A 24,260-nucleotide genomic window follows, 5' to 3' on the forward strand; every position below is an offset into this window, starting at 1 on the left:
GCTGCGATCTCCTCACCCGCAGCAGAAAGCCTCTCCCAAATGCTTGAAAACATCCTCATCCTCGCGCTCTGTTTCGCACTGCTCGCGTACCTCGTCTACGCAATGCTGCGTCCGGAGAAGTTCTAGTCGTGACGACCAACGGTTGGCTCCAAATCATAGTATTATTCGCTTCTGTCCTCGTGCTCGCACGCCCCCTTGGCATCTATATGGTCTGCGTGTATGAACGAAGAAACACGCCTTTCGACCTCATCCTTGGGCCTTGCGAACGCATCCTCTACAAGTTGACCGGCGTCCGGCCCGACGAAGAGATGAGTTGGAGTCAGTATGCCCTTGCCATGCTCCTTTTTTCAGCTACAACCATGCTGTTGACATATGGGGTCGAGCGCGCACAACGCTGGCTTCCCTTCAACCCGCAGCATCTTCCAGGGGTTGCTCCTGGCCTCGCTTGGAACACCGCTGTCTCCTTCACGACCAACACCAACTGGCAAAGTTACGTACCTGAATCAACAATGAGCTACCTCACCCAGATGCTGGGTCTGGCGACGCATAATTTCTGGTCCGCAGCGGTCGGGATGGCCCTTGCTATCGCATTCATCCGCGGCATTGCGCGCCGGGAGAGGACAACGCTTGGTAACTTCTGGGTCGACATGACTCGTTCGATCCTCTATGTTCTGCTTCCACTTTGTCTTGTCTATGCAACCTTGCTCGTCTCGCAAGGTGTCGTCCAGAATTTGCGGCCTTACGACACTGCCACTCTCGTCGAAAAACAGGATGTAAGCACACCGGGCACCAATGGCGCGGCATCCACAGTTCAGACCGTCTCCGTGCAGAACATCGCCCAAGGTCCCGTCGCCTCTCAGGAGGCTATCAAGATGCTCGGAACGAACGGTGGAGGCTTCTTCAATGCCAACAGCGCTCACCCGTTTGAAAATCCCACTCCGTTTACCAACTTCCTACAAATGCTGTCCATCTTTCTTATACCGGCGGGGCTTACCTTCACCCTCGGACGCATGGTCGGTTCGCCGCGTCACGGCTGGGCCATTCTCGCTGCAATGAGCATGTTCTTCTTCGTTGGTGTACTTGCCGCATACCATGCCGAATCTCGCTCCAACCCTCTGTTCCATCATGTCTCTCAGGTTTCGACCGGTACGCAACCTGGCGGCAACATGGAAGGCAAAGAAGTCCGCTTCGGAATAGCCAACTCAGCCCTCTTCGCCACCATAACCACCGATGCGAGCTGTGGCGCCGTCAATTCCATGCATGACAGCTTCACCCCCATCGGCGGCATGGTGCCCATGGTTAATATCCTGCTTGGCGAGATCGTCTTCGGTGGCGTTGGTGCGGGCATGTACGGCATGCTCATATTTGTCCTGCTCGCTGTCTTTATTGCAGGTCTAATGGTCGGTCGGACCCCCGAGTACCTCGGCAAGAAAATTGAAGCCGCCGACATTCAACTTGCGATGCTTTACCTTCTCATCTTCCCCCTGCTCATCCTGGGCTTCTCTGCGGTTTCAGTGCTCGCGCCCACCTTTGGGACCTCAAGCCTCGCAAACCAGGGTCCACACGGGTTGTCTGAGATTCTCTACGCCTTCGCAAGCGCCGTGGGCAATAACGGAAGTGCCTTCGCAGGACTCAACGCCAATACCAACTGGTACAACTACACGCTCGGCTTCAGCATGTTTGCCGGCCGTTTCCTCATGATCATTCCCATGCTTGCCATCGCCGGCAACCTCGCGAGGAAGAAGATCGTTCCCGTATCGCAAGGCACCTTCCCGGTTACTACACCGCTGTTTGTCGTCCTGCTCTGCTCCGTCATCCTCATCGTCGGCGCGCTCACTTTCTTTCCGGTTGTCGCGCTCGGTCCTATCCTCGAGCATCTCCAGATGCACGCCGGCAACACCTACTAATTCAGAAGAAAGTACATCATGGCGAAACAGACCGCTCTCTTTCAACCCCTGATCCTCAGCCGCGCTTCCATCGAGGCCCTGCGCAAACTTGACCCACGTAGCATGGCGAGGAACCCGGTCATGTTCATTGTTGAGGTCGGCAGTGTCCTCACCACAGTCTTGCTTGTTGTTAGCTTCAGGCACCACAGGGACTTCGGCTTCAATCTACAGATCACACTGTGGCTCTGGTTTACCGTGCTCTTCGCAAACTTCGCCGAGGCTATGGCGGAGGGCCGCGGCAAGGCACAGGCGGATAGCCTCCGCAAAGCCAAGAGCGAGACGGTTGCACGTCGTCTTCGTAAAGACTCGAATGACGGAGCTATCGAAGAGGTGCCAAGCTCGCAACTGCGCGTCGACGACGTCGTTGTCGTCGCGGTCAACGAGATGATTCCAGGAGATGGCGAGGTCATCTTCGGGGTTGCCTCGGTTGATGAGTCCGCCATCACCGGCGAGTCCGCGCCTGTCATCCGTGAGGCCGGTGGCGATCGCTCCGCTGTCACGGGTGGTACGCGCGTTCTCTCCGACCTCATCCGTATCCGTATCACATCGAATCCCGGAGAGACATTCATCGATCGCATGATCGCTCTCGTAGAGGGTGCCGAGCGTCAGAAGACGCCCAACGAGATCGCTCTCAATATTCTCCTTGCTGGTCTTACCATCATTTTTCTCCTTGCCGTCGTCACTCTCCAACCCTTTGCCGTCTACGCGGGTGCGCCGCAAACTATCTTTGTGCTCGTGTCGCTGCTCGTCTGCCTCATCCCCACGACCATCGGCGGCCTGCTCTCGGCCATCGGCATCGCCGGTATGGATCGCCTTGTCCAGCACAACGTTCTCGCTATGTCGGGCAGGGCAGTCGAGGCGGCGGGCGACGTTAACACTTTGCTGCTCGATAAGACTGGGACCATCACCATCGGCAACCGTGAGGCCTGTGCCTTCCTGCCCGCACCCGGAGTCAGTGCCGATCAACTCGCTGACGCAGCCCAACTCTCCTCTCTTCCCGACGAGACGCCTGAAGGCCGGTCTATCGTAGTCCTCGCCAAAGAGAAATTTGGCCTGCGCGGGCGCGAGTTCAATCTCAAGAACGCTACCTTTATCCCGTTCAGCGCTGTTACCCGCATGTCGGGCGTCAATCTCGACGAACGCATCGTCCGCAAGGGCGCGGCAGACGCGATTGAAACGTATCTCGTCGACCTCGGCTCCAGCCTTCCACGGGAGGTCCGCCACAATGTAGAAGCAGTCGCGCGCTCTGGTGGCACTCCGCTCGTCGTTGCTGAGGGTGATCGCGCCATGGGTGTGGTCCATCTTAAGGACATCGTCAAGGGCGGTATGAAGGAGCGCTTCAACGAACTCCGCCGTATGGGCATCCGCACGGTGATGATCACCGGCGATAATCCTCTTACCGCCGCAGCCATCGCGCGCGAAGCAGGCGTCGACGACTTCCTCGCAGAAGCCAAACCAAAAGACAAAATGGACCTGATCCGCCGCGAACAGGCTGAGGGCAAGCTTGTAGCCATGACCGGAGACGGCACCAACGATGCGCCCGCACTTGCTCAGGCGGACGTAGGCGTCGCCATGAACTCCGGGACCCAGGCAGCCAAAGAAGCCGGCAATATGGTCGATCTGGACTCTAACCCGACCAAGCTCATCGAGATCGTCGCCATCGGCAAGCAACTCCTGATGACCCGCGGCGCACTCACCACTTTCTCGATCGCAAATGATGTCGCCAAGTACTTCGCCATCATCCCGGCGATGTTCGCGGGAGTCTTTCCGGTCCTGCAGGTGCTCAACATCATGCACCTTCACACTCCGCAATCGGCCGTGCTCTCAGCCGTCATCTTCAATGCGCTCGTCATCGTCGCGCTTATCCCGCTTGCTCTGCGCGGCGTGAGTTATCGAGCGCTCTCGGCTGAGTCGCTGCTTCAGCGCAATCTCCTCATATACGGACTGGGCGGAATCATCGTTCCGTTTTTCGGCATCAAGCTCATTGACCTCTTGATCACCGGCATCCACCTCGCATAATGGAACATTTATCAGGGAGCAAGCCCATGAAGCGTACCCTCGCTACCGCCATCGCCTACACGGTCATTACCGCTCTTTTTCTCGGGATCGCCTATCCCTTCACGATCCTGGGTATAGGCCAAGCTCTCTTCCGCGATAAGGCCAACGGCCAACTCATCATCAGCAATGGGCACCTCATAGGATCCCGCATTCTCGGCCAGCCTTTCACGGGACCGAACTACTTTCACTCCCGACCGTCCGCAGCCGGAATCGGCTACGATGCCCAAGCCTCCTCCGGCTCGAACTTAGGCCCGACTAACAAAACCCTCGTCGACCGCATCAATAGATCGGTGGCGAACGAGCAGACTGGCCAGCCCGTCCCTATTGACCTCGTCACGGCCTCCGCGTCCGGACTCGACCCTGACATCACTCCCGATGCCGCACTCTATCAGGGTCCGCGCATAGCCCAAGCTCGCCACCTCTCCAAGTCGGAGGTAAACCGCCTCATCCAATCCCACATCACGCCGCGCCAGTTCGGCCTTCTTGGCGAACCGCGGATCAATGTTCTTGAACTCAACCTCGCTCTAGACCAGATCAGTCAAAACTAGGTGCACAACAGCTAGGATGCCGGTTGCCGAGACGCTAGCGTACTCCCGACAGGCATCTTCTCTGGAAAGTTGCTCGAAGCGCGAACTGCAATACTGGTGATGAGCCTGCGGCTGTGATCCTCCCGGCCCAGACTAGTTGACATTCGGTCGCCTGGCGCGTTCAGAATGATCTGCTGGCCGCGACTAAATTCTGCCACCCGTTCTTGCTCATCTTCAGCCGTTGTCCACGGTTTAGAAGCACCGATGCCTCGTTGCGGCCCTCTCGCGCTACTTCGCAGACATAGTCCATATTCACAATTGTCGAGCGGTGGATTCTCACAAACCGGGCAGGATCGAGAGTATTCTCCAACTGCTTCACCGTCTCCCGCAGCATGAACGTCTTCGTCCCAACGTGAAGGCACGAGTAGTAGTCCGCGGCCTCGATCCATTCGATCTCCTGGATGTTGACGACCACGTCTTTCGCTCCGTTCGGCACCAGCAGCCGCTTCGGGTACTCTTTTGTTCCACCCCCACGCATCCCCGTCTCAGTCAGAACCTGTTTCAGGCGTTCCTGGTTCAAGAGAGCAGCATCGGAAGCAATCCGTTCCTTGGCTCGACTTAGCGTCGCCTTCAGCCGTTCCCGTTCGACGGGCTTGGTCAGGTAGTCGAACGCGTGCACCTCAAACGCGTGGAGCGCATGTTGGTTATGAGCCGTCACAAACACGGTCACCGGCATCTGGGCCGCACCCATCTGCTCGATCACTTCGAAACCTCCTTTGCCTGGCATCTCGATATCGAGAAACAGAATATCGATCTGCTCCGCTTTCAGCGATGCCACTACCTCGGCTCCGTTCCTGCACTCTCCAACCAGTTCGACCTCGTCGTCGCCGTCGAGAAGAAAGCGCAATCGCTCCCGCGCCAGTGGCTCGTCATCCGCAATGAGGGCCTTCATCTTCATCGTCTCTGCGGCTCGTAGGGGATGATGATCGCAACCTCAAAGCCACCTTCATCGAGCGGCTGAGCCTTCATCGCGAACTCATCTCGATAGAAGTGCACGAGCCGTTCCCGCGTATTCTTTAGCCCAATTCCGTGTCCGTTCTGCGCCGGTATGCCAGCTTCCGTTCCCGTGTCCCGAACCCGCAGGTGCAGGTTCCCGCCTTCTCGCCTCGCGGAAGCCTCCACCTTTCCTTCACTGACGCAATTTGCAATTCCATGGCGTATCGCATTCTCAACGATCGGCTGTAACAGGAAGCACGGCACCATGCCGTCCAGTGCTCCAGGATCGACCTTGATCTGCACCTGCAATCGGTCCGCAAATCGAATCTGCTCAATCGCGAGATAGTTATCAATCATCTCCAGCTCTTGCGAAAGCGGAACCTTCTCCGGCGTTGTCCGTTTCAATGTGCTTTTCAGAATGAGGTTCAGATGCAACAGCATCTCGACCGCCTCGCTCTGCCGTCCAAGCTCCACCAATGTCGTAATCGCGTTCAGCGTGTTGAAGAGAAAGTGAGGTTCCAGTTGCATCTGCAGCGCGCGCAGATGGGCGGACGAGAGCTGTTTCTGAAGCTCGAGGGAGCGCATGGCATCGTGCTGCGCGCGCAGCTTATGCTGAACGACCCCGGTGATCCCGATAATGAATCCGTAGATCAGGAGCTCGAGGCCAACCCGGTTGATGTTAAACAGAACCCCCCGCATCATCTTTTGATTGGACTGACCCCACCCCAGCGGAAAGCCGATACCCCAAAGCAGCGACAGATGAACCAGCGCGAGGATCAAACCCGAAACTGCATGCAGCAGAATTGTCTTTACAGAAAGCCGGGACACGACCGGCAACCGAGGCGCCAGTTTCCATAGAACACACGCAATCGTGCCCCACCATCCCCACAGGACCGCGCCATACGCCACCGACGCCGGATGGGTCACGGACCCGCATTCGGCTGCCGTAGCCAGCGCCAGTATCGCCGCCAACGGCACAATCACCGCATAGCCATTTAGCTCCCTGCCTAGCGGCGTCGCAGCTTCTTCAGCGGATATCTCTTCGATCGCCATGGTGTTTTGGTCCTCCGGGGATCTCGTGGAAGCGTTCATGGCGTCTGCTCTTTCACCCCGGAGGGCTGATTCGTCTCTGAGTAAATCTAACGCGTTCCACGATTCGTTCAACAGAACATTCAAGCGCCAGCATCACCCTCCCAGGAGACATCGACAAGACATTTGCAGCGAACACCCGCTTTGCTGCAGCCAACGAGCCTCCAGCCGTCAGGCATCGCGGCCCCTCCCAACGATCCCATCGAGCTGGCTCCAAACCAGCGGGAGGCAGTATCGCCCACCGCACATTCGACGCTACTCCCTGCACTCTTCGCACCTCCGGCTGCATATCGGTTTTCACGCGAAGCACAAAGGGCCAAGCTCAACTTCTGAGGTAAAGCGCGCATGAAGGTACGTAAGGTTCTCCCGCCACTATGCATCCTGATGTGCATCCCGCTCGCGTCGTGCTCTCGTGCCGTGGTCCACGCTGATGCGTCCTCACCCGAGGCTGTCCCCGTTCATATCACTCAGGTCATATCGCAGGACGTACCCCTCGAGGTCGAAGCCGTAGGCAATGTTGAGGCTGTCGAGCGTGTCGACGTGAAGCCACGCATCGCGGGCCAGATCAGAACAGTCGCCTTCACCGAAGGCAAGGACGTCACCAAAGGTCAGCTCCTCTTCACCATCGATCGCGACACCATGAGCCGTCAACAGGCGCAGCAGCAGGCCGAGCTCGACCGCGACATCGCCATGGAGCAACAGGCCGTCGCCGTTGCGGCGCGAGACGACGCCTCGCAAAGGCAGCACAAGGCTGATTCCGACATCGCGGTGAAGCTTGGCCAGCTCGGCGTGATCTCAGGCCAGGCAGTCAACCAGTCCGTCACCGCCGGCGACGCCGCCCGCTCCAGTCTTCGTGCCGATCAGGCCGCCATCGCCGCGGCAGCAGGAGCCGTCAAGGCCGATCGCGCTCGCCTCGCACAGACGCAGCTTCAGCTCAACTTCTCCGACGTCACCGCTCCCATCTCGGGGCGTACGGGAGCCATCGCGGTCAAGGCTGGCAATGTCGTTCTGCAAAACGATACAACGCTCGTCACGCTGCTTCAGTTGGCGCCTATCCGTGTCACCTTCGGAGCCCCCGAACAGGCGCTCGCTGAGGTGCAGCGGCTCAGCGCGATAGGCTCGCTGGAGGTTGAGGCAACCAACGGCGACCACCTGCCAGCCAAAGGCCGTCTCGACTTCATCGACAACTCCGTCGATGCCACAACCGGAACCGTTCGCCTGAAGGCCACTTTTTCCAACGCCGACCGCACACTCTGGCCCGGCGAGTTCGTCAACGTTCGCCTCCGCCTGCGGGTAGATCCGAATCAGCTCATCGTCCCTCAGTCCGCCGTACAGCAGGGGCTCGAAGGAAAGTACGCATGGCGAATCAAATCGAATGTCGCCGCAATGGTGCCCGTCACGGTGCTCCGCACATGTCGCTCGACGAACTCCCCATCGCAACCGGGCAGCGAAATCGCCGTTCTCGGCAGCGGCCTAAGTCTCGGAGACACGGTCGTAACCGAAGGCCAGCTGCGCCTCACTCCCGGTGCTCACATCACGCCTCTCAACACGACTCCCAATCCGTAAGCAGCCTTTCGCCGCAGTCCCGAGAGGGGTCTTCATCTTGCGCTTTACTGAATTCTTCATCCGTCGCGCGATCACGACCACGCTCCTGATCTCCGCCATTGCGGGATTCGGCCTGCTCAGTTATCTCTCGCTTCCGGTCAGCAACCTTCCCGAGGTAGAGTACCCCACGATCCATGTATCCGCCGCACTTCCCGGCGCCAACCCCGACGCCATGGCCGCCACCGTGGCTACGCCCCTTGAGAGCGAGTTCTCGCGAATCCCTGGCATCGAGAACATGACTTCCAGCAGCTCCGTCGGAGATAGCCAGATCACTCTCCAGTTCGCCCTTAGCCGCAGCGTCGACGCCGCGGCTCAGGACGTTCAGGCCGCCATCTCCCGCGCCGCCGGCAGTCTCCCATCGGGCATGCCCGACCCGCCGTCCTATTCCAAGGTGAACCCCGCCGATGATCCCATCATCTGGCTCGAAATGCACTCGCAGACCATGTCCTTCGAGGACTTTTCACGCTACGCGACGCAGATCGTCTCAAAGCAGATATCCATGGTCAACGGAGTCTCACAGGTCGAAGTCTACGGCCCCGAACGCCCGGCCATTCGTGTCCAGGTCGATCCCGCGCGCCTCGCCGCCTACAGCCTCGATCTCGAACAGATCCGCGGCTCTCTCACGTCGAACAGCGCAAGCCTTCCCAGCGGCACACTCTATGGCAGCGCAAGAGACTTCTCCCTGCAGGCGAACAGTCAGCTCACCACCGCCGGCCAGTTCTCCGATCTCGTCGTCGCCTATCGAAACCAACTCCCCGTGCGCCTTAGCCAGATCGCAAACGTTCAGAACAACTCCTCCAACAACAAGCGCACCTTCTGGATCAACGGGAAACGCAGTGTCATCCTCGCCGTCCGCAAGCAACCCGGCGCGAACACCATAGAAGTTGCCGATCGCGTCAAGGCCGCGGTCAAATCCTTGCGCGAAGTCCTTCCTCCCGGCGTGGGTTTCGGCAATGTCGCCGATAACTCCGATATCGTTCGAGACTCCATCGCAGATGTCAATCGGACCCTCGCCATCACCATCGTCCTCGTCGTGCTCGTCATCTTCGCATTTCTTGGAACAGCTTCTTCGACGTTGATCGCCAGCGCCACCATTCCCGTCTCGATCCTGGGCTCCTTCATCGTCATGCGTCTTCTCGGCTACACCATCGATATGTTTTCGATGATGGCCATCACGCTCTCGGTAGGGTTCGTCGTCGATGACGCCATCGTCATGCTCGAGAACATTGTTCGCCACCGTGAGATGGGAAAGTCCCGGCTTGACGCAGCCTTCGCCGGGTCCGCCGAGGTCGGCTTCACCATCATCTCCATGACGCTTTCTCTCGTCGCCGTCTTCCTTCCCATTCTCTTTCTCGAAGGCGTCCTCGGCCGGGTACTTCGCGAGTTTGCCGTTACCATCACGGTCTCCATCCTGCTGTCAGGAGTCTCCGCGCTCACGCTCACCCCTATGCTCTGCAGCCGCTTCCTCAGCGAGCGCGCACACACGGACGACTGGTTCCATCGCCACACGGAGCGCTTCCACGCCGCGCTCGAAAGCGCGTATCGGAGCTCGCTCGATCGTGTCCTGCGGCATCCGCGCGCGATGATCGTGGCTACCACTGCGATGACTGTCACCACCGCCGTGCTCTTCGCCATCGTCCCGAAGAGCTTCATGCCCACCGTCGATGTCGGCGGCATCTCCGGCTCCATGGAAGCATCGCAGGACAATTCCTTCGCCCAGATGATCTCATCCGCGGAAGAGGTCAACAGAGTAATGAGCACCGTCCCCTGGATGCAAAGCAATCTCTCAGGCGTCTTCTCTCAGAATGGAGGCTGGCTCTGGATCAACCTCCGTCAGGACCGCCATCGGCCCAACGTCAAAATCCTCATCGCCAATCTGCAAAAGCAGCTCGACCGAATTCCCGGACTCAAGGTCTATCTTCGTCAGCCGGACTTCATCGACCTCGGACAAAGCGAGTCCCGCTCTCAGTACTCCGCCGCATTGCAAAGCCCCGACGCCGACCAGCTCTATCGCTGGGCTCCGCGTCTCAAGGACAAGCTCGACTCGCTTCCCGAGCTCGCCAATGTTTCAACCGACCTCCAGATGAGCGCGCCGCGCATCAACGTCGACATCCGCCGCGACCTTGCCATGTCCCTCAACGTCGATTCCGAGAAGATCGCCAACACCATCTACGACGCCTTCGGAAACCGCCGCGCCAACACCATCACCGTCGCATCGCAGCAATACGACATCATCCTCGAAGTCGCCCCGCAATATCAGCGCGATCCCGAAGCGATCGGCGGCATCTATCTCGCATCAGCCTCAGGCAGGCTTGTTCCTCTCTCAGCCGTCACCACCTTCAACCAGACAGTAGCGCCCCTCACCGTCAACCATCTCGGGCAGTTTCCCGCCGTTACCTTTCACTTCGACCTCAAGCCAGGCATCTCGCTCGATAACGCAACCCAGGCCGTGCGCAGGGCAGCCTCCGAGATCGGCATCCCCGCCAGCATGAACTTCACCTTTCAGGGAACCGCCGCACAGTTTCAAAGCTCTCTCAAAGGACTCGGCCTCCTGCTCGTCATCGCGGTGATGGTCATCTATCTCGTTCTCGGCATCCTGTACGAAAGTCTGATCCACCCCATTACGATCCTCTCCGGCCTCCCCGCCGCTGCCATCGGAGCGCTCCTGACACTCGTCATCTTCGGCCAGGATCTTAATCTTTACTCTTTCCTGGGTATCATCTTGCTCATCGGCATCGTCAAGAAGAACGCCATTATGATCGTCGACTTCGCCATCGACGCGGAGCGAAACCAGGGCATGAAGCCCGAACAGGCCATCTATCAGGGCTGCCTGCAGCGCTTCCGCCCCATCATGATGACGACCATGGCGGCGTTGCTTGGCGCGGCTCCCATCGCATTCGGACAAGGTGTTGGCGGTGAGGCCCGCCGCCCCCTCGGTATCGCAATCGTCGGCGGCCTTCTGCTCTCTCAGACCGTCACCCTTTATGTGACACCGGTAATCTATCTATGCCTGCATCGCTTCCGGAGAACTCAGAAGGAAATGAGTGATGGTCAGGCAAATCCATCTTCGGAAGCGATTGGCGTCTCTTGAGCCTCTGGAGCGTATCGAGTACGACCTTTGCTAGGCACCCTGCGGCACCGGAGGATTCACCGATTCCTGACCTCCTAGAGCGACGACCACTCCTAAAACTCCGGATTCCGGACGTGGGGGTTTGATTCGGTTCTATTCAAACGGATTGATCTCAACCGCTGCGCTAAGATGGCGATCTCCATCTCCATTCCGGCTGAACCGCCACCTGAAAGAACTCAGGGATTCGTGCTATCAGCGAGGATGCGGTTTCGATGAGTGCGTCGGCCTGCATTCACTTGGAGACTTCTGACAGGACAGCAGAGGCACTTGCCACATCGTTCGCACTCCCACCATAGTCTGCGGTGATTGAGGCGGTGCCGACGGGGAGAGTGCTGGTTGCAAGAGCCGCCACACCTGCAGTGTTCAGCGCTCCAGCACCGATGACCGTGGAACCGTTCTTGAAGGTAACCGTTCCGGTCGGGATTGCTCCCGAGGCGGCAACAACCTTGGCCGTGAACGTGATGGCCGTCCCATGAGGTGCCGGGTTGAGTGACGACGTGATCGTGGTGGTGGTTTTCGCTTCAGCGATCGTCTCCGCCAGCACAGCAGAGATGCTCGCCGCATCGTTCGCGCTCCCACCATAGTCCGCGGTGATGGAAGCGTTGCCGACAGGGAGAGTGCTGATCGCAAGAGCGGCCACACCTGCAGTGTTCAGCGTTCCAGTACCGATCACCGTGGAGCCACTCTTGAAGGTAATCGCTCCAGTGGGGATCGGTCCCGAGGCGGCAACGACTTTTGCGGTGAAGGTAACTGAAGCTCCGTGGGTCGACGGATTCTTTGACGACGAGAGTGCGAGAGTCGTCTTAGCTTTGTTGATCACCTGTGCCAACGCGCTCGAATTGCTCCCGCCAATGTTGTTGTTACCGACGTAGTTCGCGCTCATGTGGGCGGGACCGACCGGCAGATTGCTAAGAGTAAGGGAAGCAACGTTGCCCGAGAGCGTCGCCGTGCCGAGAACATTGGTGCCGTAGAGGAACTTTACGGTTCCGTCAGCGGCTCCACCGTGCGAAGGAGTTACAGTTGCTTTGAAGGTGATAGCCTGACCGTAATACGAGGGGTTGAGCGATGAGGTGATAGCAGTGGTCGAGTTCGCCTTGTTGATGATCTCGGTCACTGCGCTCGAACTGCTTGCCAGGTAGGAAGTGTTTCCAACAAAGATGGCGTTGATATGTCCGGTACCCACGGCAAGATTGGCTACGGTGAACGATGCAACGCCGTTGGTAAGGTTGGCGGACCCGAGAACGGTCGAGCCGGAAACAAAGTTCACCGCGCCGGTGGGCGCGCCGGAAGGGTTGGCTGTAACAGCGGCCTTGAAGGTAACCGCCTCGCCGTAGATCGAAGGATTCAACGAGCTGGTAAGGGTCGTGGTGGTTATAGACGAGATGGTGAAGCTGGCCGATTTGACCGAGGAGTAGTTACCCGCATTGTCGATGCTGTAGTAATAGAGCGTGTGTGGACCACGGGCCGTGGCACCAATGGTGAGCGGAGAGCTGTAACCTGTGTAGCTCGACCCATCGAGCGAGTAATAAGTGTGGGCTATACCGCTGGTGGAGTCGGAACTGGTGATGGTGATGGTGACGGCGCCGGTGTAGACGCTGCCATTCGTCGCGCCGCTGAGACTGGCTGAGGAGGTCGGGGCCACAGTGTCAACGCAGACCGGCCCATAGGAAGCGTAGGTCGTCCGTCCCTGGTTGTCCCACCCTCTTACATAAGCGGTGTGGCAACCCTGATTGCCGCCCGCGCACCCGGACGCGCCGTTGAACGAGAGGCAGCCGCCAGTTGGATTGATGAACTCAGGTCCGGTGTAGAAGGAGTCTCCACCGCCTCCGTGCGGTTGGCTATAGGAGTCGGCCGGAATCGAGTCCCAGCCCTGGGTGAAACCAAGGGCACCCGGAGCGGGATAGTTGCCGCTACCTGCGTCGGACAGGGTCCAGCCGACTATCTGGTCGGTGTTGTACCAGACATTTGTGGAAGGGCCGCTGAAGGTAAGGGAAGGATTGCCTGCCGCGGGAATCAGCTGCCAGTTGATTGCCCAGGCAAGCTGCATCATGTTGGCCGAGCCCCAGCCGGTGATGGGGTCATAGCCGGTATAAGCGCAGTAGTAGAAGAGATTGTTGGCGACGGTAACGTCATTGCTGTTGCAGCCGCTGGTCATGTCGTAGAAGGGATCATGCGGAGCGCCGTAGAGGCCTGCGTCGTAGATGAAGGGAGAGGCGAGGCCGACCGGTGAACAGGGCGAGGAGCCGCTTCCGCAGACGTTGCCGATCCGGTCGAGGTAGGAGTTTTCCTGCGCAAAGAAGCCGGCAAGTTCCGGCGCGACGATGCTGGTGCCGCCGCCGTAATTGAGCCATGCTCCACCGCTGTAGTACCACTGACCGAGAACTCCCGGGTTCGCTGTCAGCGCGAGGTCGGGTAGGAGGCGGCTGTTGTAGTTGGTGTTGACGTACTCGGTGGTGGTACCGTTGACGGTCTGCCATGAGTAGTAGGGAGACTGGACGCCGTTCGGATAGGTGCCGGAGCTGCCGTTGTTCATGGTTTGCCAGTAAGGAGCAGCGAAGAGGACGCTTCTGCCGCCGGTGCTGCCACCATAGTTCTGTTTGCTGGCACCGCTGTACGTGTAGCCTTGCCAAGCGCTCTCACTGAGGAATGTGCCGTCGGTGTAAAGATTGAGCTGCGTTCCACCTGCCGCAAGGAAATTCGGGTCGGCGGACGGATACTGGACCGATGTCGTCGAGCCGTCCGCGGACGCGCCCTTATCGCCCGAGGCGGCAATCAGGGTGATTCCGGAAGCAATCATGTTGTTCAGAATGCTGTGCATGGTGCCGGTCTCGATATTGGCGGAGGTCGAATTGGGATCCTCACTCCCGCCATAGCTTGTGGACACGACCTTGGCTTTCCCGTCGCTCAGGACATCGTTGTAGGCGTCCTCGAAGGTGCTCCAGTAGTTGTTGGTCATTTCGTACTCGTAGATGGCCGCAGTGTCCAGATAAGAGCCGTAACTGTTAGACATCGCGCCGGAATACTCAACATCGAGAGGCGCCTCTCCATCGACTGCCGGGCAAGTCGATCCGTCAATGCAGTACGGGGTGACATTCGCCGCCATGCCGTAAGCCTGGAAGAAGGTGACGATGTCGGAGGCGTTGTAGTTGCCGTAGCCTACAAGCGCGATGGAGGATTCGGGCGGAGAACCACCGGGATTTCCGGGCACGTTGCAGCACCCGCTAAACCTTTGCAGCGCATTGTAGTCGTAACCCTGGGAGCTCTGGACGTTCGCTGGATCCATGGCGTAAGTACCATTTTTGTCGTCCAGAGAATAGGAATCGTTGGCTCCAAAGCCGGTCGACGTCCGAGTTTTCTTTTGCTTCGCGATGCTCGCTGCGGGTTTGTTCCAAGGAGCCTTCGATGGAGTTCCGGAGAGCTGCAGCTTGTCAAGCGGAGTGAGCGCAGGACCAGCGACGTAGTCCGGACCCTTTATGGTTGGCATCGAGGTGCCCATGCGCTGCACTCTTTCGATATTGTTGAGACCAACAACGGCGCCTAGAATGCCGGAAAGCCTGCTTGGGATAACCGGATCGCGGTCGTTTGCAAAATCAACTTCGTCACCAACCTGGTAGTTGTTCATGGTGACGCCGAAGGCATGCTCGATAGTGCCGGCGGTCGCTTCGACGTCGACCAGCAGACGATTCGGGAAGCGCTTTGTGACGGCGAGACCGGCGCTCTCCGCCCAATCGACGACCGATTGCTCGTCTTCAGCAGATGGAGCGAAGCGGGTGTTCCACTCGTCCTGAGAAAGGAACTTATGGAAGCCAGGTGAGCCCTTGGTGGTCAGTTCTTTGATGAACGCATCTTCGTCGGCGAGATGCGGAGGCCGAATGTTCAGTACCAGACGAAGCTTCTGGTTGGGGTTGTAGTGATTAAGGAGTGCGGCCCTGCCTTCGCGCACTGCCTGTGGGGTCAGGAACGGGACACGCTCCGATGGGGCCAGCAACGGAGAACCTTGTATCTCCCGGATCTCGGGCTGTTGGCCCCTTGCCGATAAGATGCCACAAGCGGCGAGTATGACCAACAAACCTGCCAGTTTGCCGAAAGCGTTGAAGGGATGACGTGAGGAGCCTGCAAGCTGCATGATCGTTCTCCAGAAGCTGAATTAGCGGAATTGGTAAGCAGGAATGCCGTTCAAGGGGATAGTGGCCGAAGTCTGAGATTCGTTACATTCCGGCGAAGCATTTGCGGGCGGCAGCGAGGGTAAGACTGAAGAAGGAGCCCTGATAAGAGGGTTACGGCGTTTCTCGCACCAACCGAACTTACAGCGCGAAGTGACTCGGGCATCGTGTTAAGCAGACTATTGTGCTCCGAGGAATCGACTGGATTTTTCGCTAAGGGAGCGGCATCGCAGACGGTAGCCTTTATGAAAGGCTTCTAGCGCGAAATTGCCAACGCACTCACCGATCGTCGGGGACCGCTTACTCGATTCCCGGAAAGTCGTGCTAGTTCAGTTGGTCAATGCAACGCCATAAACTGCTTTTCGGACCGCGAGGGGTTACGGAAATGGCGGTTCTGGAGGCTGCGTTCGAGTCGGGCGAGTCGGCCAGAGGATGCCTTTGCCGCCTACACGCAGAACTGACTGGCAGACTGGATTTAGGTGAACCCGCGGTGTGGTGATTAGGACTGGATGGCCTCCCAGGGGACTTCGCCATATTCGCCCAGCGAGACGGTGCCGGACATGGTCTTTCCGCTGACCTTGCCCTTGAAGTTGCAGGGTAACGGGTAGTCGACCACCGGCAGCACGCTGCTGAGTGTAATCTGATCGCCATTTATGGTGCCCTTGAAGGTTGCGTCGTAGATTTCGCCGCGCTGTTCGCCGCTCAAGGTATTGCCGTCCTGCTTGAGGAGGAAGGTCTGCTCGCCGGTGCCGCGGACGTAGTGGATGGTGGCAGACCAGGTTCCGGATACTGTGGCGGGCGCGCCGGCGGGGACGATGGGGTCTGGGTTGGAGCCGGGGTTGGTGAGGCCGTCGTGGATGGCGTCAGCAATGATCTTCACCTCGGCTGGCGTGAGGATGTAGGCCCAGACCGTGACGGAGCTCTTCATGTGTTCGGGGCGGGTGCCGGTGCCGGCCATGGAGATGCGGGTTGGAGCGTTGTCGAGCTTGCGGGAGAGCTCGGTGCCCGTAATGCCGATGGTCTCCGCATCCCACTCAACGTGGACGCCGGGGTTGCGATCGATGGAGCCGGGTGGCGGCGTCGGAAGCACGGCCGCGGTCACGCCGGGGATGTCCTTGAGGCGATCGACGATACTCTGCATCCATGCCGTCCACATGACCTGCTCGGCGTCGTGATCTCGCTTGTGCCAGGCGCGGACAGCGGCGAGGAGGCCCATGGTCTCTTCCTTGGATATCTTCATCGCGCGGCCAAAGTTATGGTGAGGTGCGCCCTGGAAGTAGGCGGCCTTGCAGAGAGTCTTGTTGCCGATAAGGAGGCCCGAGGACTGGGGGCCGCGCATGCATTTGCCACCGGAGTAAGCGACGAGATCGGCCCCGGCCTGGATGTGGGGGTTGGGGTTGTTGGGCTCGGTGGCGGCGGCGTCCACAAAGACGGGGATGCCCTTTTCGTGGGCGATCGCGGCGAGGTTCCTGGTGCCCATGGGAGTGTTGTCCCAGTGGGGGTTAGCGAGAATGTAGAGCATCGCGGAGCGTTCGCACATCTTGGCGCGGAGCTCTTCGGGCGTGGTGAACTCGACCATCTCGACGCCGCACATGCGCACGCCGATGTCGTAGGGGTTGCGGGAGTGCGAGGGGATGAGGACTTGGTCCTTCTGCTTGATGTAGGGCAAGGCCTGGCTCTTCTCGACGTCGGTACCAGCAATGCAGGCGACGGTAGAGAGGCAGGTGGCGGCGGCGGTTCCAGTGGTGGCGACGCCCCACTCAGCGCCGCATAGCCTGCCGAACTCGGCGCCGACGGCCTCCATCATCTCGTCGAGGCGCACGTGATAAAGGGAAGCGTTGTACATTGCCTGCTTGACCTCGGGCAGGGAGGTGGAGCCGCTGACTGCGGTGATGGTGCCGCGACAATTGATCATGGGACGGATGCCCATGCGGGTGTACATGTTGTCGTGGAAGTCTCCGTCGGTGAAGGGGACTTCGTTGGGGTTGAGGACCTGACCCCCGATGAACTTGGTCGGCTTGGCGGGCGTGAGTGCGGCGGCGACGGCATTTGGGGTGAGCGCGGCGGTCGCGGTGAGCATCGTGGACTGCTTCAGGACTTCGCGGCGGGACCAGTTCTTCGGAATTGCCATATTTCTCTCCTAGGAGGGGTTGTCCAGTTGCGGTAGAGCTGGGTTACTCTGACTTTTTCGCTCAGGATGACAGAGCTTCCGCAACTCTAGGGCTGCAAGATGAGGCGTGTGCGTCTGAGGTAGTTGACATCGCCGCTACCTGGGCCCCAGCCCTCCAAAATTCCGCGCCGACACCGCCCCCTACCTCCTCTACAAATAGGCCTCTTTGAAGAGGCGGGACTTCAATCCCATTCCAGCCCCACACCGAAGACATTCCTGAGTCGGGTATCGCGGTCTTGCCGCGAGGCCCTCAACGGTACGCTCGATTTGCCAGGTTATGGTGATCCTGTCGACTTTCAGAAGAAGTTCAAAAGCATTCGCTTCCAAAGTACCGTATCGGACAGCAACAGACGGAAAATCCTCTTTATTCGGGGGATTTGTGTGCGGCTCGGGATGTCTTGGGAATTCCTAAAATCAGAAAATGGCGGAAGAGGAGGGATTCGAACCCCCGATACCTTTTCAGGTACGCCAGTTTTCAAGACTGGAGCCATCAACCACTCGGCCACTCTTCCGTATCTGAAGTCTAGTACGCGACCGCGTCCTGCGCAAAACGATCATCCGACCAAGGATTGTTCCTCTTGGCCCTGAATCATCGTAGATTCCACATCCAACTCCCCGCTTCCTCCAATGTGAAAGCGAAACAGGTCCGCGTCCGCTCCCACTCGCAGAATGCCTCGGCCTCCAACAAAACGCCCAGGATTTGCTGTCGCCAACCTCAACGCATCCCATAAGGGGGTTCCCATTACCCTCATGACTTGGGCGACGCCACTTTTCAGCGGCTTCGTGGCCCCGGCGAGAAAACGGGTTCCGGCAAGCCCAAGGCTCCCATCCGCGCTCAACTCTACATCCCCACCGACAGCCGCCCTGTATCGTCCAGGCGGCATGCCGGCAAGCGCTACCGCATCCGACACCAGGATCGACCGCTCCAACCCTTTAGCCCGAAGCATGACTGTGAGAGTGTCGTCCGGCAGGTGGTGGCCGTCGGCGATCAGCATCGCCGTCAGCCGGTCCTCCGCAAGCTGCGCCCAAATGAGGTTGGGGTGTCTCGGAAGTGGATCGGCAAGGCCATTACCGAGATGCGTCGACAGTTCCGCTCCAGCCGCAGCCGCAGCCCGGATCTCTTCTGCCGAACAGTGTGTGTGCCCGATCGAGACATGCACCCCCCGCGCGCGCAGTCCGGCAATGTAAGGAGGCGCTTCCGAGAAATGAGGAGATACCGTAACCATCTTCACGAGCCCGCCCGAAGAGGCCTGCCAGCGGTCAAACTCCTCGAGCGATGGTGGCCGCAAGAACTCCCGTGAATGTGCTCCCCTCGACCCATCTTGCCCGGAAAGATGCGGTCCCTCCATGTGCACGCCCGCAACCATGTGCTCTGCGACAGAATCCCTACTTCGCGCCTCCGCAATTGCGGCCAGCACTTCGACAATCCTCTTCTCCGGCGCTGAGATCAGGGTCGCCAGGAAAGTCGTCACGCCGGTGGCAAGGACCCGGCGAGTTAGTTCCACAACAGTCTCTGGAGTCAGCCCCTCCGCATTCAGATCGCATCCGGCGTAGCCATTGATCTGGAGGTCCACAAGTCCCGCCGAGAGCCAGGCGGTCTCGGTCTCGTCTCCGTCCCGGATCGAAGAAATGCGCCCGTCCTCGATCGTCACTTCGATCGGGCGTCCAGTCCGCGGATCGCGACCGGCAATCGTTCTCATCGAGCCGAGCCAACCCTCGAGAGCCAACTCGCCGACTCGATATCAAGATAAAGATTCCAATGGGGATGCATCCGCAACGCCGACGCAGGACACGTCCCGTTGATCGGTCCTTCGAGCGTCCGTCGGACCGCCTCTCTCTTCAGAGGCCCGGGCACGCAACAGAAGATACTCTCCGCTGCCATCAACCGTGGCACGGTAAGCGTCAACGCATGCGTCGGCACTTCGTCGAATGCCGCGAAGCACTTGTCATCGACCTGCTGTTGACGACAAGCAGCGTCCAGGGCGACGACCTTGACTGCCTTCGGATCATTCAAGTCCGCCGGAGGATCATTGAAGGCCAGATGCCCATTCGTCCCGATCCCGCAACACACGATATCGATCGGCGCCTCTCCAAGCTTTGCAGCGTATCCTTCTGCTGCAGCCTCAGGGTCGTCACCGGGCTCGAGGAGGTTCACCTCGCCGAGCGTCACACGGTCAAACAGATTACGACGCAGCCAGAGTCCAAACCGCTGCGGAGCATATTCAGCCAACCCAAGATACTCATCCATGTGAAACGCCGTAACTCTTCCCCATTCGATTTCCGGCGCAGCCACAAGTGCAGCCAGCATCTCCGATTGACTCGGTGCCGCCGCGAAAATCATGCGTACCTTCGCCTGCGACGAGAGCCGCGCCCGCATCTCAGCCGCAATATCAGCTGCGGCCCTTGAGCCGAGGTCCCTGCGAGACTCACTCACGACGGGCGCAAATTCACTTCGATTCAACATCGCTCCCTCTCTAATTCGCTTCGAACATCTGATCCATTACGCCGCGTCCTCCTTGATGAGTTGGATCAGTGCGTCAGCCTTTGCATCTCTCGAAGGCCACACAAAACCAACCGCAAGAAAGATAAACAACGACGAGAGCACCGGCCCCGCGACTGTAATCGTCGTGGTAAGGTCTCCCGGGAGTTGATCAATCCGACGGGGAAAGACAAACTTGATCAACCCGAACGCCACAGCCCCCACTGCCCACGAGGCTAGTGCAGCCGCCGGTCCCGATCGCCGAAACAACCGCAGCATCCCGAACAGCATCGGAATCGCGATCGGCCCGACCAGCGCTCCGTACCAAAGGATAATCAGCCCCATCACCCCGCCAAAATGATCCGCGCTCAACGCGATGCCCATGCTCATTGCAAGAAACAGCAGCGTGCAGATGCGCCCCGACAGAAGCTGAGCGCTATCGCTTGGTCTCTGCCGATCCTTCCGCAACGCCGGCAAAATATCCCGCACCACCACCGCCGAAATCGCGTTCGCATCCGAAGACGTCATTGCCATCGTGTGCGCGAACAGCCCCGCCAGAACAAGTCCAATCAGCCCCTGAGGAAGAAGCATCTTCGTCAGCAAGGCGTATGACTGTGTTGCGTCCGCAAGATTTGGCAGAAGCAAAGGAGCCGCCCACATCGGGAAGAACAGCACAAGCGGCCACACAAGATAAAGCCCTGCTGATAGCAATGCCGCCTTTCTCGCGTCCTTTCCTGAAGGCGCGGCGATGAATCGCTGCGCCAGATTCCACGTCCCCCCATTGTATGAAAGCGTATTGATCAGCAGATACACGATTGCGAATGCCCAAGTGTACTGCCCCACGAACGGACGCGCGTGCCCCGGCGGCAGCCGTCCCCATATCGTCCACAATGACGACAAGCCCCCAAGCCTGGCCATCACCGCTACAAGCATCACTACCCCGGCAAACACCTGGATGACAAACTGGCTCATGTCCGTCAGCGCATCCGCCCAAAGCCCTCCCACAACCGAATAAGCCAGCGTCACAGTTCCTGTTAGCAGCACGCCCCAAAGCGGCGGCACGCCCGCGAACACCTGCAGCAGAATAGCTGCGGCAGTCCACTTTGCACCGACGTCGAACACCTTCAGCAGCGCACCGCTCCAGGCGAGCACCTGCTGGGTCGGCAGGTCGTAGCGCGTCACCAGGTACTCGAGCGGCGAGATGATTCCGAGCCTCTGCCGAAGCCGCGACCACCGCGCCGGGAACACGTTGCATCCGATCACGAGCGCCGTGGCGATCGAGCACGCCCACCAGATGTAGATGCTGAACCCAGCCGTATACGCGATCGCCGCATACGCCACAAAGACCGCCGAGCTATATCCCGACATGTGGTGCGAGATCCCCGATAGCCACCACGGCATCGCCCCACCCGCAGTAAAGAAGTCGCTCGCGGTCTTCACCTTCGTCCGCGCCCACAGGCCCATCCCCAGCATCACCAGGAAGTAAGCCGTCAGAACGCACCAATCCAGAATGCCCAACTGGCCCCCTCGGCGACTTTGGATTTCAGTATCCCTTGATTGTAGTGATCCACTACTTGCCCACCACCTCCACGAGCCCAGCTTCTGAGTCCACGTCCAGCTTTGCTCCCTCCCTCGTCAACTTCCCCACGCTCTCCGACCAGTGCAGCTTCGTCAACTGCATGTCGCCCTTCTCATATTTATAGGTCGTCCCATCATCCGAATACAGCTCGAAGTCCGCGTCCCTCCCCGGATAAACTCGGAGCTTCGCGATCTGCTGCAAATCGTTCGTATTCTCAACCGGCGCTCCCAATGGCAGAATCGACCCAGCCTTCACAAAGAGGGGAATCGTCTCGATCGGCGCAGCAACGGTGATGCTCTGCCCTCCATGAACCTTCTCGTTGGTCCAGAAGTTATACCAGTCAGTTCCCGCCGGAAGGTACACCTCACGCGACGTTCTTCCCTGCTCCGTCACCGGAGCCACAAGGATCGAAGGTCCAAACATGTATTCGTCTCCGAGGTTCGCAACCTTTGGATCATCGCCGAAGTCCATGAACAATCCACGCATGAACGGCGCGCCCGTCTCATGCGACATATGCCCAAGGGAATACAGATAGGGCATCATCTGGTAGCGCAGCCTGAGATACTTCACAAGAATCGGCTCAGCCGCCTTGCCATAGGACCAGACCTCGTTCTGCGGCCTGCTCCCATGGCTCCGGAAGTTCGGCTGAAACGCCCCATATTCAAACCACCGCACATATAACTCCGGATAGTCGTCATAGTGCTCGATATTAGCCCGCGCATCCGATGGGTCGAGCAGTACCGGCCTCTCCGGAACATGCTTCTCCGGAAGGAACTGCCATCCGCCGATGTCTGTACTCCAGTAAGGCATCCCCGATGCCACGAAGTTGATGCCTGTAGGCACCTGCCGCTTCAACGTATCCCAATTCGCGCTGATATCCGATGACCAGAAGATTGTCCCGTTATGCTGAGCGCCAAGATAACTATCCCGTGCCAGGATCAAGGCCCGCTCGCTTAAGTCGTGACGAATACCGTCATAGAACGCCTTGGTATGAAAGTAGGGATACACATTAAAGAACTGCGTCCCCGGACCGACATGGAAGTAACTTCCATTCGGAGGCAGATCCGGCTCCGTTTCATCCGCCCAGAACGAGTCGAAGCCCATCTTCACGTAGTTATCTTTAACGACTCCCCAATACCATTTCGCCGCATCCGGATTCGTCGTATCGATATCGGCTCCCGCCCGGTCATACGGCAGACCGTTCGTCGGCGTCCCGTCCGCAAGCTTCTCGAACCAATCATTCTTTAGGATCGTCCCATAGTAGCGATCCTCCGGAATGAACCGTGGCCATACGCTGATCATCGTGTGGAAGTTCATCGCGTGTAGCTGCTTGTTCATCGCGACAGGGTCAGGCCACTTCGCCGGATCCATATCCATCTCACCCATCTTCGTGTAGTGAAACCAGTCCACCACTAGGTCGTCAATGGGGTAATGTCTCTCGCGATATCCCTTCGCCACCCCGAGTAACTCTTCCTGGCTCGTATATCTCTGCTTACACTGGATGTACCCATACGCTGACTTCGGCAGCATCGGCACATCCCCGGTCAATAGACGATATCCCTCATAGATCTCGTCATAGGTTTTTCCAGCGATCACGAAGAAGGAAACCCTCTGCCCCACATCCGACGTCCACCGCGTCTGATCGTTGAACCCAAAGGCCACCGTCGTCGCAGAGGGATTGTCCCAGACAATCCCGTATCCTTTATTCGTAACCACGAATGGCACACAAACACTCTGTCCCGCGGGAGCGTTGTAATCGTGCGCGCACCGCACCGCATGTCCCCGCCGGTCAAGATACCCTTCCTGGTTCTGTCCCAGCCCGTAGTAGTGTTCATCCGGTGGCGAAGCGAAGGTCGCTCCCACCTGGAAGAATGGCGCATCCCCTGACCGGCGATCATGCAGAATATCCGCGTTCATATCTTTGTGATTCGGCACCGACATCTGCCATCCCTGCATCTTGACCAGCGACGCACCTTCCGGGGTCATGATCGAGATCCCCACCCCGGGCGTCGAGCCGTTGAAGAACTTCGCAATGTCCGCCGCCGTCCCGGTTGGCGCATACTTCGCGCCCTGCGGAGTCACCGTTACGACCATCCGCGACGACCGCAGTACATCCCCTTCCACGCCGCTCTGCACCGCCCAACCCGCACCATTCGTCTTCGCCGTCACCCCATACCCCGGCCCCGCCAGCGCGTCGTCCTTCCGCAGGCTCAGACTTACCCGCACAACATTCGGCGCATACGGTTCCACCAGCACCGTTGCCTCCGCCCGGCTCAGGCTCAACTGCTGTGCCCCCGCTCCCATACAGCCCAACACCAACAACCCTACCGCAATCGTCCGCATATCCATGCCAGCTTCCTCGTCCAAACAAGCCTGAAAGTGATGTCACACTGAATACCGCTGATGGTCTCATAAGAAGCACCGCTGCGGCTCTGGAGCATCGTCGACACTTATGATGAAGGATAGAACTCTCACAGTTCCCGCTAACGTTGAATCCATTAAACAAATTTCACGTCTA

The 24,260-nt window shown here is 58.8% G+C and carries 14 protein-coding genes and 1 tRNA gene; 6 read left to right on the plus strand and 9 right to left on the minus strand.

What is annotated here, in order from left to right:
• The first annotated feature begins 39 nt into the window (after positions 1–39).
• Genes kdpF through kdpC form a run of 4 tightly spaced genes read left to right on the plus strand, consistent with a single transcriptional unit; the run spans position 40 to position 4,552 of the window.
• Positions 40–126, plus strand: coding sequence for a K(+)-transporting ATPase subunit F (gene kdpF, locus GRAN_RS26920; protein ID WP_128912982.1), 87 nt, complete (start codon positions 40–42; stop codon positions 124–126).
• Between the two features lie 2 nt (positions 127–128).
• Positions 129–1,907, plus strand: coding sequence for a potassium-transporting ATPase subunit KdpA (gene kdpA, locus GRAN_RS05520; RefSeq protein ID WP_128911960.1), 1,779 nt, complete (start codon positions 129–131; stop codon positions 1,905–1,907).
• 18 nt (positions 1,908–1,925) lie between these two features.
• On the plus strand, positions 1,926–3,965 hold the full coding sequence (gene kdpB / locus GRAN_RS05525; RefSeq protein ID WP_128911961.1) for a potassium-transporting ATPase subunit KdpB: 2,040 nt from the start codon (positions 1,926–1,928) through the stop codon (positions 3,963–3,965).
• A 26-nt stretch (positions 3,966–3,991) separates the two neighbouring features.
• Positions 3,992–4,552, plus strand: coding sequence for a potassium-transporting ATPase subunit KdpC (kdpC, locus tag GRAN_RS05530; RefSeq protein WP_128911962.1), 561 nt, complete (start codon positions 3,992–3,994; stop codon positions 4,550–4,552).
• A 160-nt stretch (positions 4,553–4,712) separates the two neighbouring features.
• Here the strand turns inward: kdpC and GRAN_RS05535 are convergent, their stop codons facing one another.
• Together GRAN_RS05535 and GRAN_RS05540 are read right to left on the minus strand one after the other, a co-directional pair.
• Positions 4,713–5,489 carry a LytR/AlgR family response regulator transcription factor gene (locus GRAN_RS05535; RefSeq protein ID WP_128911963.1) on the minus strand — a complete coding sequence of 259 codons (777 nt, stop codon included), beginning with the start codon at positions 5,487–5,489 and terminating at the stop codon, positions 4,713–4,715.
• Complete coding sequence (locus tag GRAN_RS05540) at positions 5,486–6,619, minus strand: sensor histidine kinase (protein WP_128911964.1); 1,134 nt, start codon at positions 6,617–6,619, stop codon at positions 5,486–5,488. The genes GRAN_RS05535 and GRAN_RS05540 overlap by 4 nt, the downstream gene beginning before the upstream one ends.
• Before the next feature lie 342 nt (positions 6,620–6,961).
• Here GRAN_RS05540 and GRAN_RS05545 point away from each other — a divergent pair, with 342 nt between their 5' ends.
• Entirely contained in the window at positions 6,962–8,182 is a 1,221-nt protein-coding gene (locus GRAN_RS05545; protein ID WP_128911965.1) for an efflux RND transporter periplasmic adaptor subunit, read from the plus strand.
• Positions 8,183–8,219: 37 nt separating this feature from the next.
• Complete coding sequence (locus tag GRAN_RS05550) at positions 8,220–11,312, plus strand: efflux RND transporter permease subunit (RefSeq protein ID WP_161570855.1); 3,093 nt, start codon at positions 8,220–8,222, stop codon at positions 11,310–11,312.
• A gap of 271 nt (positions 11,313–11,583) precedes the next feature.
• Here the strand turns inward: GRAN_RS05550 and GRAN_RS05555 are convergent, their stop codons facing one another.
• The 7 genes from GRAN_RS05555 to GRAN_RS05585 form a co-directional block, all read right to left on the minus strand.
• Positions 11,584–15,477 carry an Ig-like domain repeat protein gene (locus GRAN_RS05555; protein ID WP_128911967.1) on the minus strand — a complete coding sequence of 1,298 codons (3,894 nt, stop codon included), beginning with the start codon at positions 15,475–15,477 and terminating at the stop codon, positions 11,584–11,586.
• Positions 15,478–16,013: 536 nt separating this feature from the next.
• The gene (locus tag GRAN_RS05560) at positions 16,014–17,645 is read right to left on the minus strand and encodes an aminotransferase class V-fold PLP-dependent enzyme (protein WP_128911968.1); all 1,632 of its coding nucleotides are present in this window, start codon (positions 17,643–17,645) and stop codon (positions 16,014–16,016) included.
• Positions 17,646–18,106: 461 nt separating this feature from the next.
• A tRNA-Ser gene (locus tag GRAN_RS05565) sits at positions 18,107–18,196 on the minus strand.
• Positions 18,197–18,238: 42 nt separating this feature from the next.
• Positions 18,239–19,384, minus strand: a complete 1,146-nt coding sequence (locus GRAN_RS05570; protein WP_128911969.1) for an N-acetylglucosamine-6-phosphate deacetylase — start codon at positions 19,382–19,384, stop codon at positions 18,239–18,241.
• A complete protein-coding gene (locus GRAN_RS05575) occupies positions 19,381–20,148 on the minus strand; it encodes a glucosamine-6-phosphate deaminase (protein ID WP_128911970.1) in 768 nt (255 codons plus the stop codon). Before GRAN_RS05575 ends, GRAN_RS05570 begins: the two co-directional genes overlap by 4 nt.
• Positions 20,149–20,184: 36 nt before the next feature.
• Positions 20,185–21,681 carry a sodium:solute symporter family protein gene (locus tag GRAN_RS05580; RefSeq protein WP_128911971.1) on the minus strand — a complete coding sequence of 499 codons (1,497 nt, stop codon included), beginning with the start codon at positions 21,679–21,681 and terminating at the stop codon, positions 20,185–20,187.
• A gap of 52 nt (positions 21,682–21,733) precedes the next feature.
• Positions 21,734–24,091 (minus strand): glycoside hydrolase family 31 protein, encoded by a 2,358-nt coding sequence (locus GRAN_RS05585; RefSeq protein ID WP_128911972.1) that lies wholly within the window; start codon positions 24,089–24,091, stop codon positions 21,734–21,736.
• Positions 24,092–24,260: the final 169 nt, after the last annotated feature.

Source organism: Granulicella sibirica (assembly GCF_004115155.1).
In the GTDB taxonomy this organism is placed as follows: domain Bacteria; phylum Acidobacteriota; class Terriglobia; order Terriglobales; family Acidobacteriaceae; genus Edaphobacter; species Edaphobacter sibiricus.

Coding starts and splice junctions, on each gene's coding strand:
- GRAN_RS05560 (WP_128911968.1), bottom strand. CDS start 17,645: ATGGCAATTCCGAAGAACTGGTCCCGCCGCGAAGTCCTGAAGCAGTCC.
- kdpC (WP_128911962.1), top strand. CDS start 3,992: ATGAAGCGTACCCTCGCTACCGCCATCGCCTACACGGTCATTACCGCT.
- GRAN_RS05555 (WP_128911967.1), bottom strand. CDS start 15,477: ATGCAGCTTGCAGGCTCCTCACGTCATCCCTTCAACGCTTTCGGCAAA.
- GRAN_RS05575 (WP_128911970.1), bottom strand. CDS start 20,148: ATGTTGAATCGAAGTGAATTTGCGCCCGTCGTGAGTGAGTCTCGCAGG.
- GRAN_RS05585 (WP_128911972.1), bottom strand. CDS start 24,091: ATGGATATGCGGACGATTGCGGTAGGGTTGTTGGTGTTGGGCTGTATG.
- kdpB (WP_128911961.1), top strand. CDS start 1,926: ATGGCGAAACAGACCGCTCTCTTTCAACCCCTGATCCTCAGCCGCGCT.
- GRAN_RS05570 (WP_128911969.1), bottom strand. CDS start 19,384: ATGAGAACGATTGCCGGTCGCGATCCGCGGACTGGACGCCCGATCGAA.
- GRAN_RS05540 (WP_128911964.1), bottom strand. CDS start 6,619: ATGAACGCTTCCACGAGATCCCCGGAGGACCAAAACACCATGGCGATC.
- GRAN_RS05545 (WP_128911965.1), top strand. CDS start 6,962: ATGAAGGTACGTAAGGTTCTCCCGCCACTATGCATCCTGATGTGCATC.
- kdpF (WP_128912982.1), top strand. CDS start 40: ATGCTTGAAAACATCCTCATCCTCGCGCTCTGTTTCGCACTGCTCGCG.
- GRAN_RS05535 (WP_128911963.1), bottom strand. CDS start 5,489: ATGAAGATGAAGGCCCTCATTGCGGATGACGAGCCACTGGCGCGGGAG.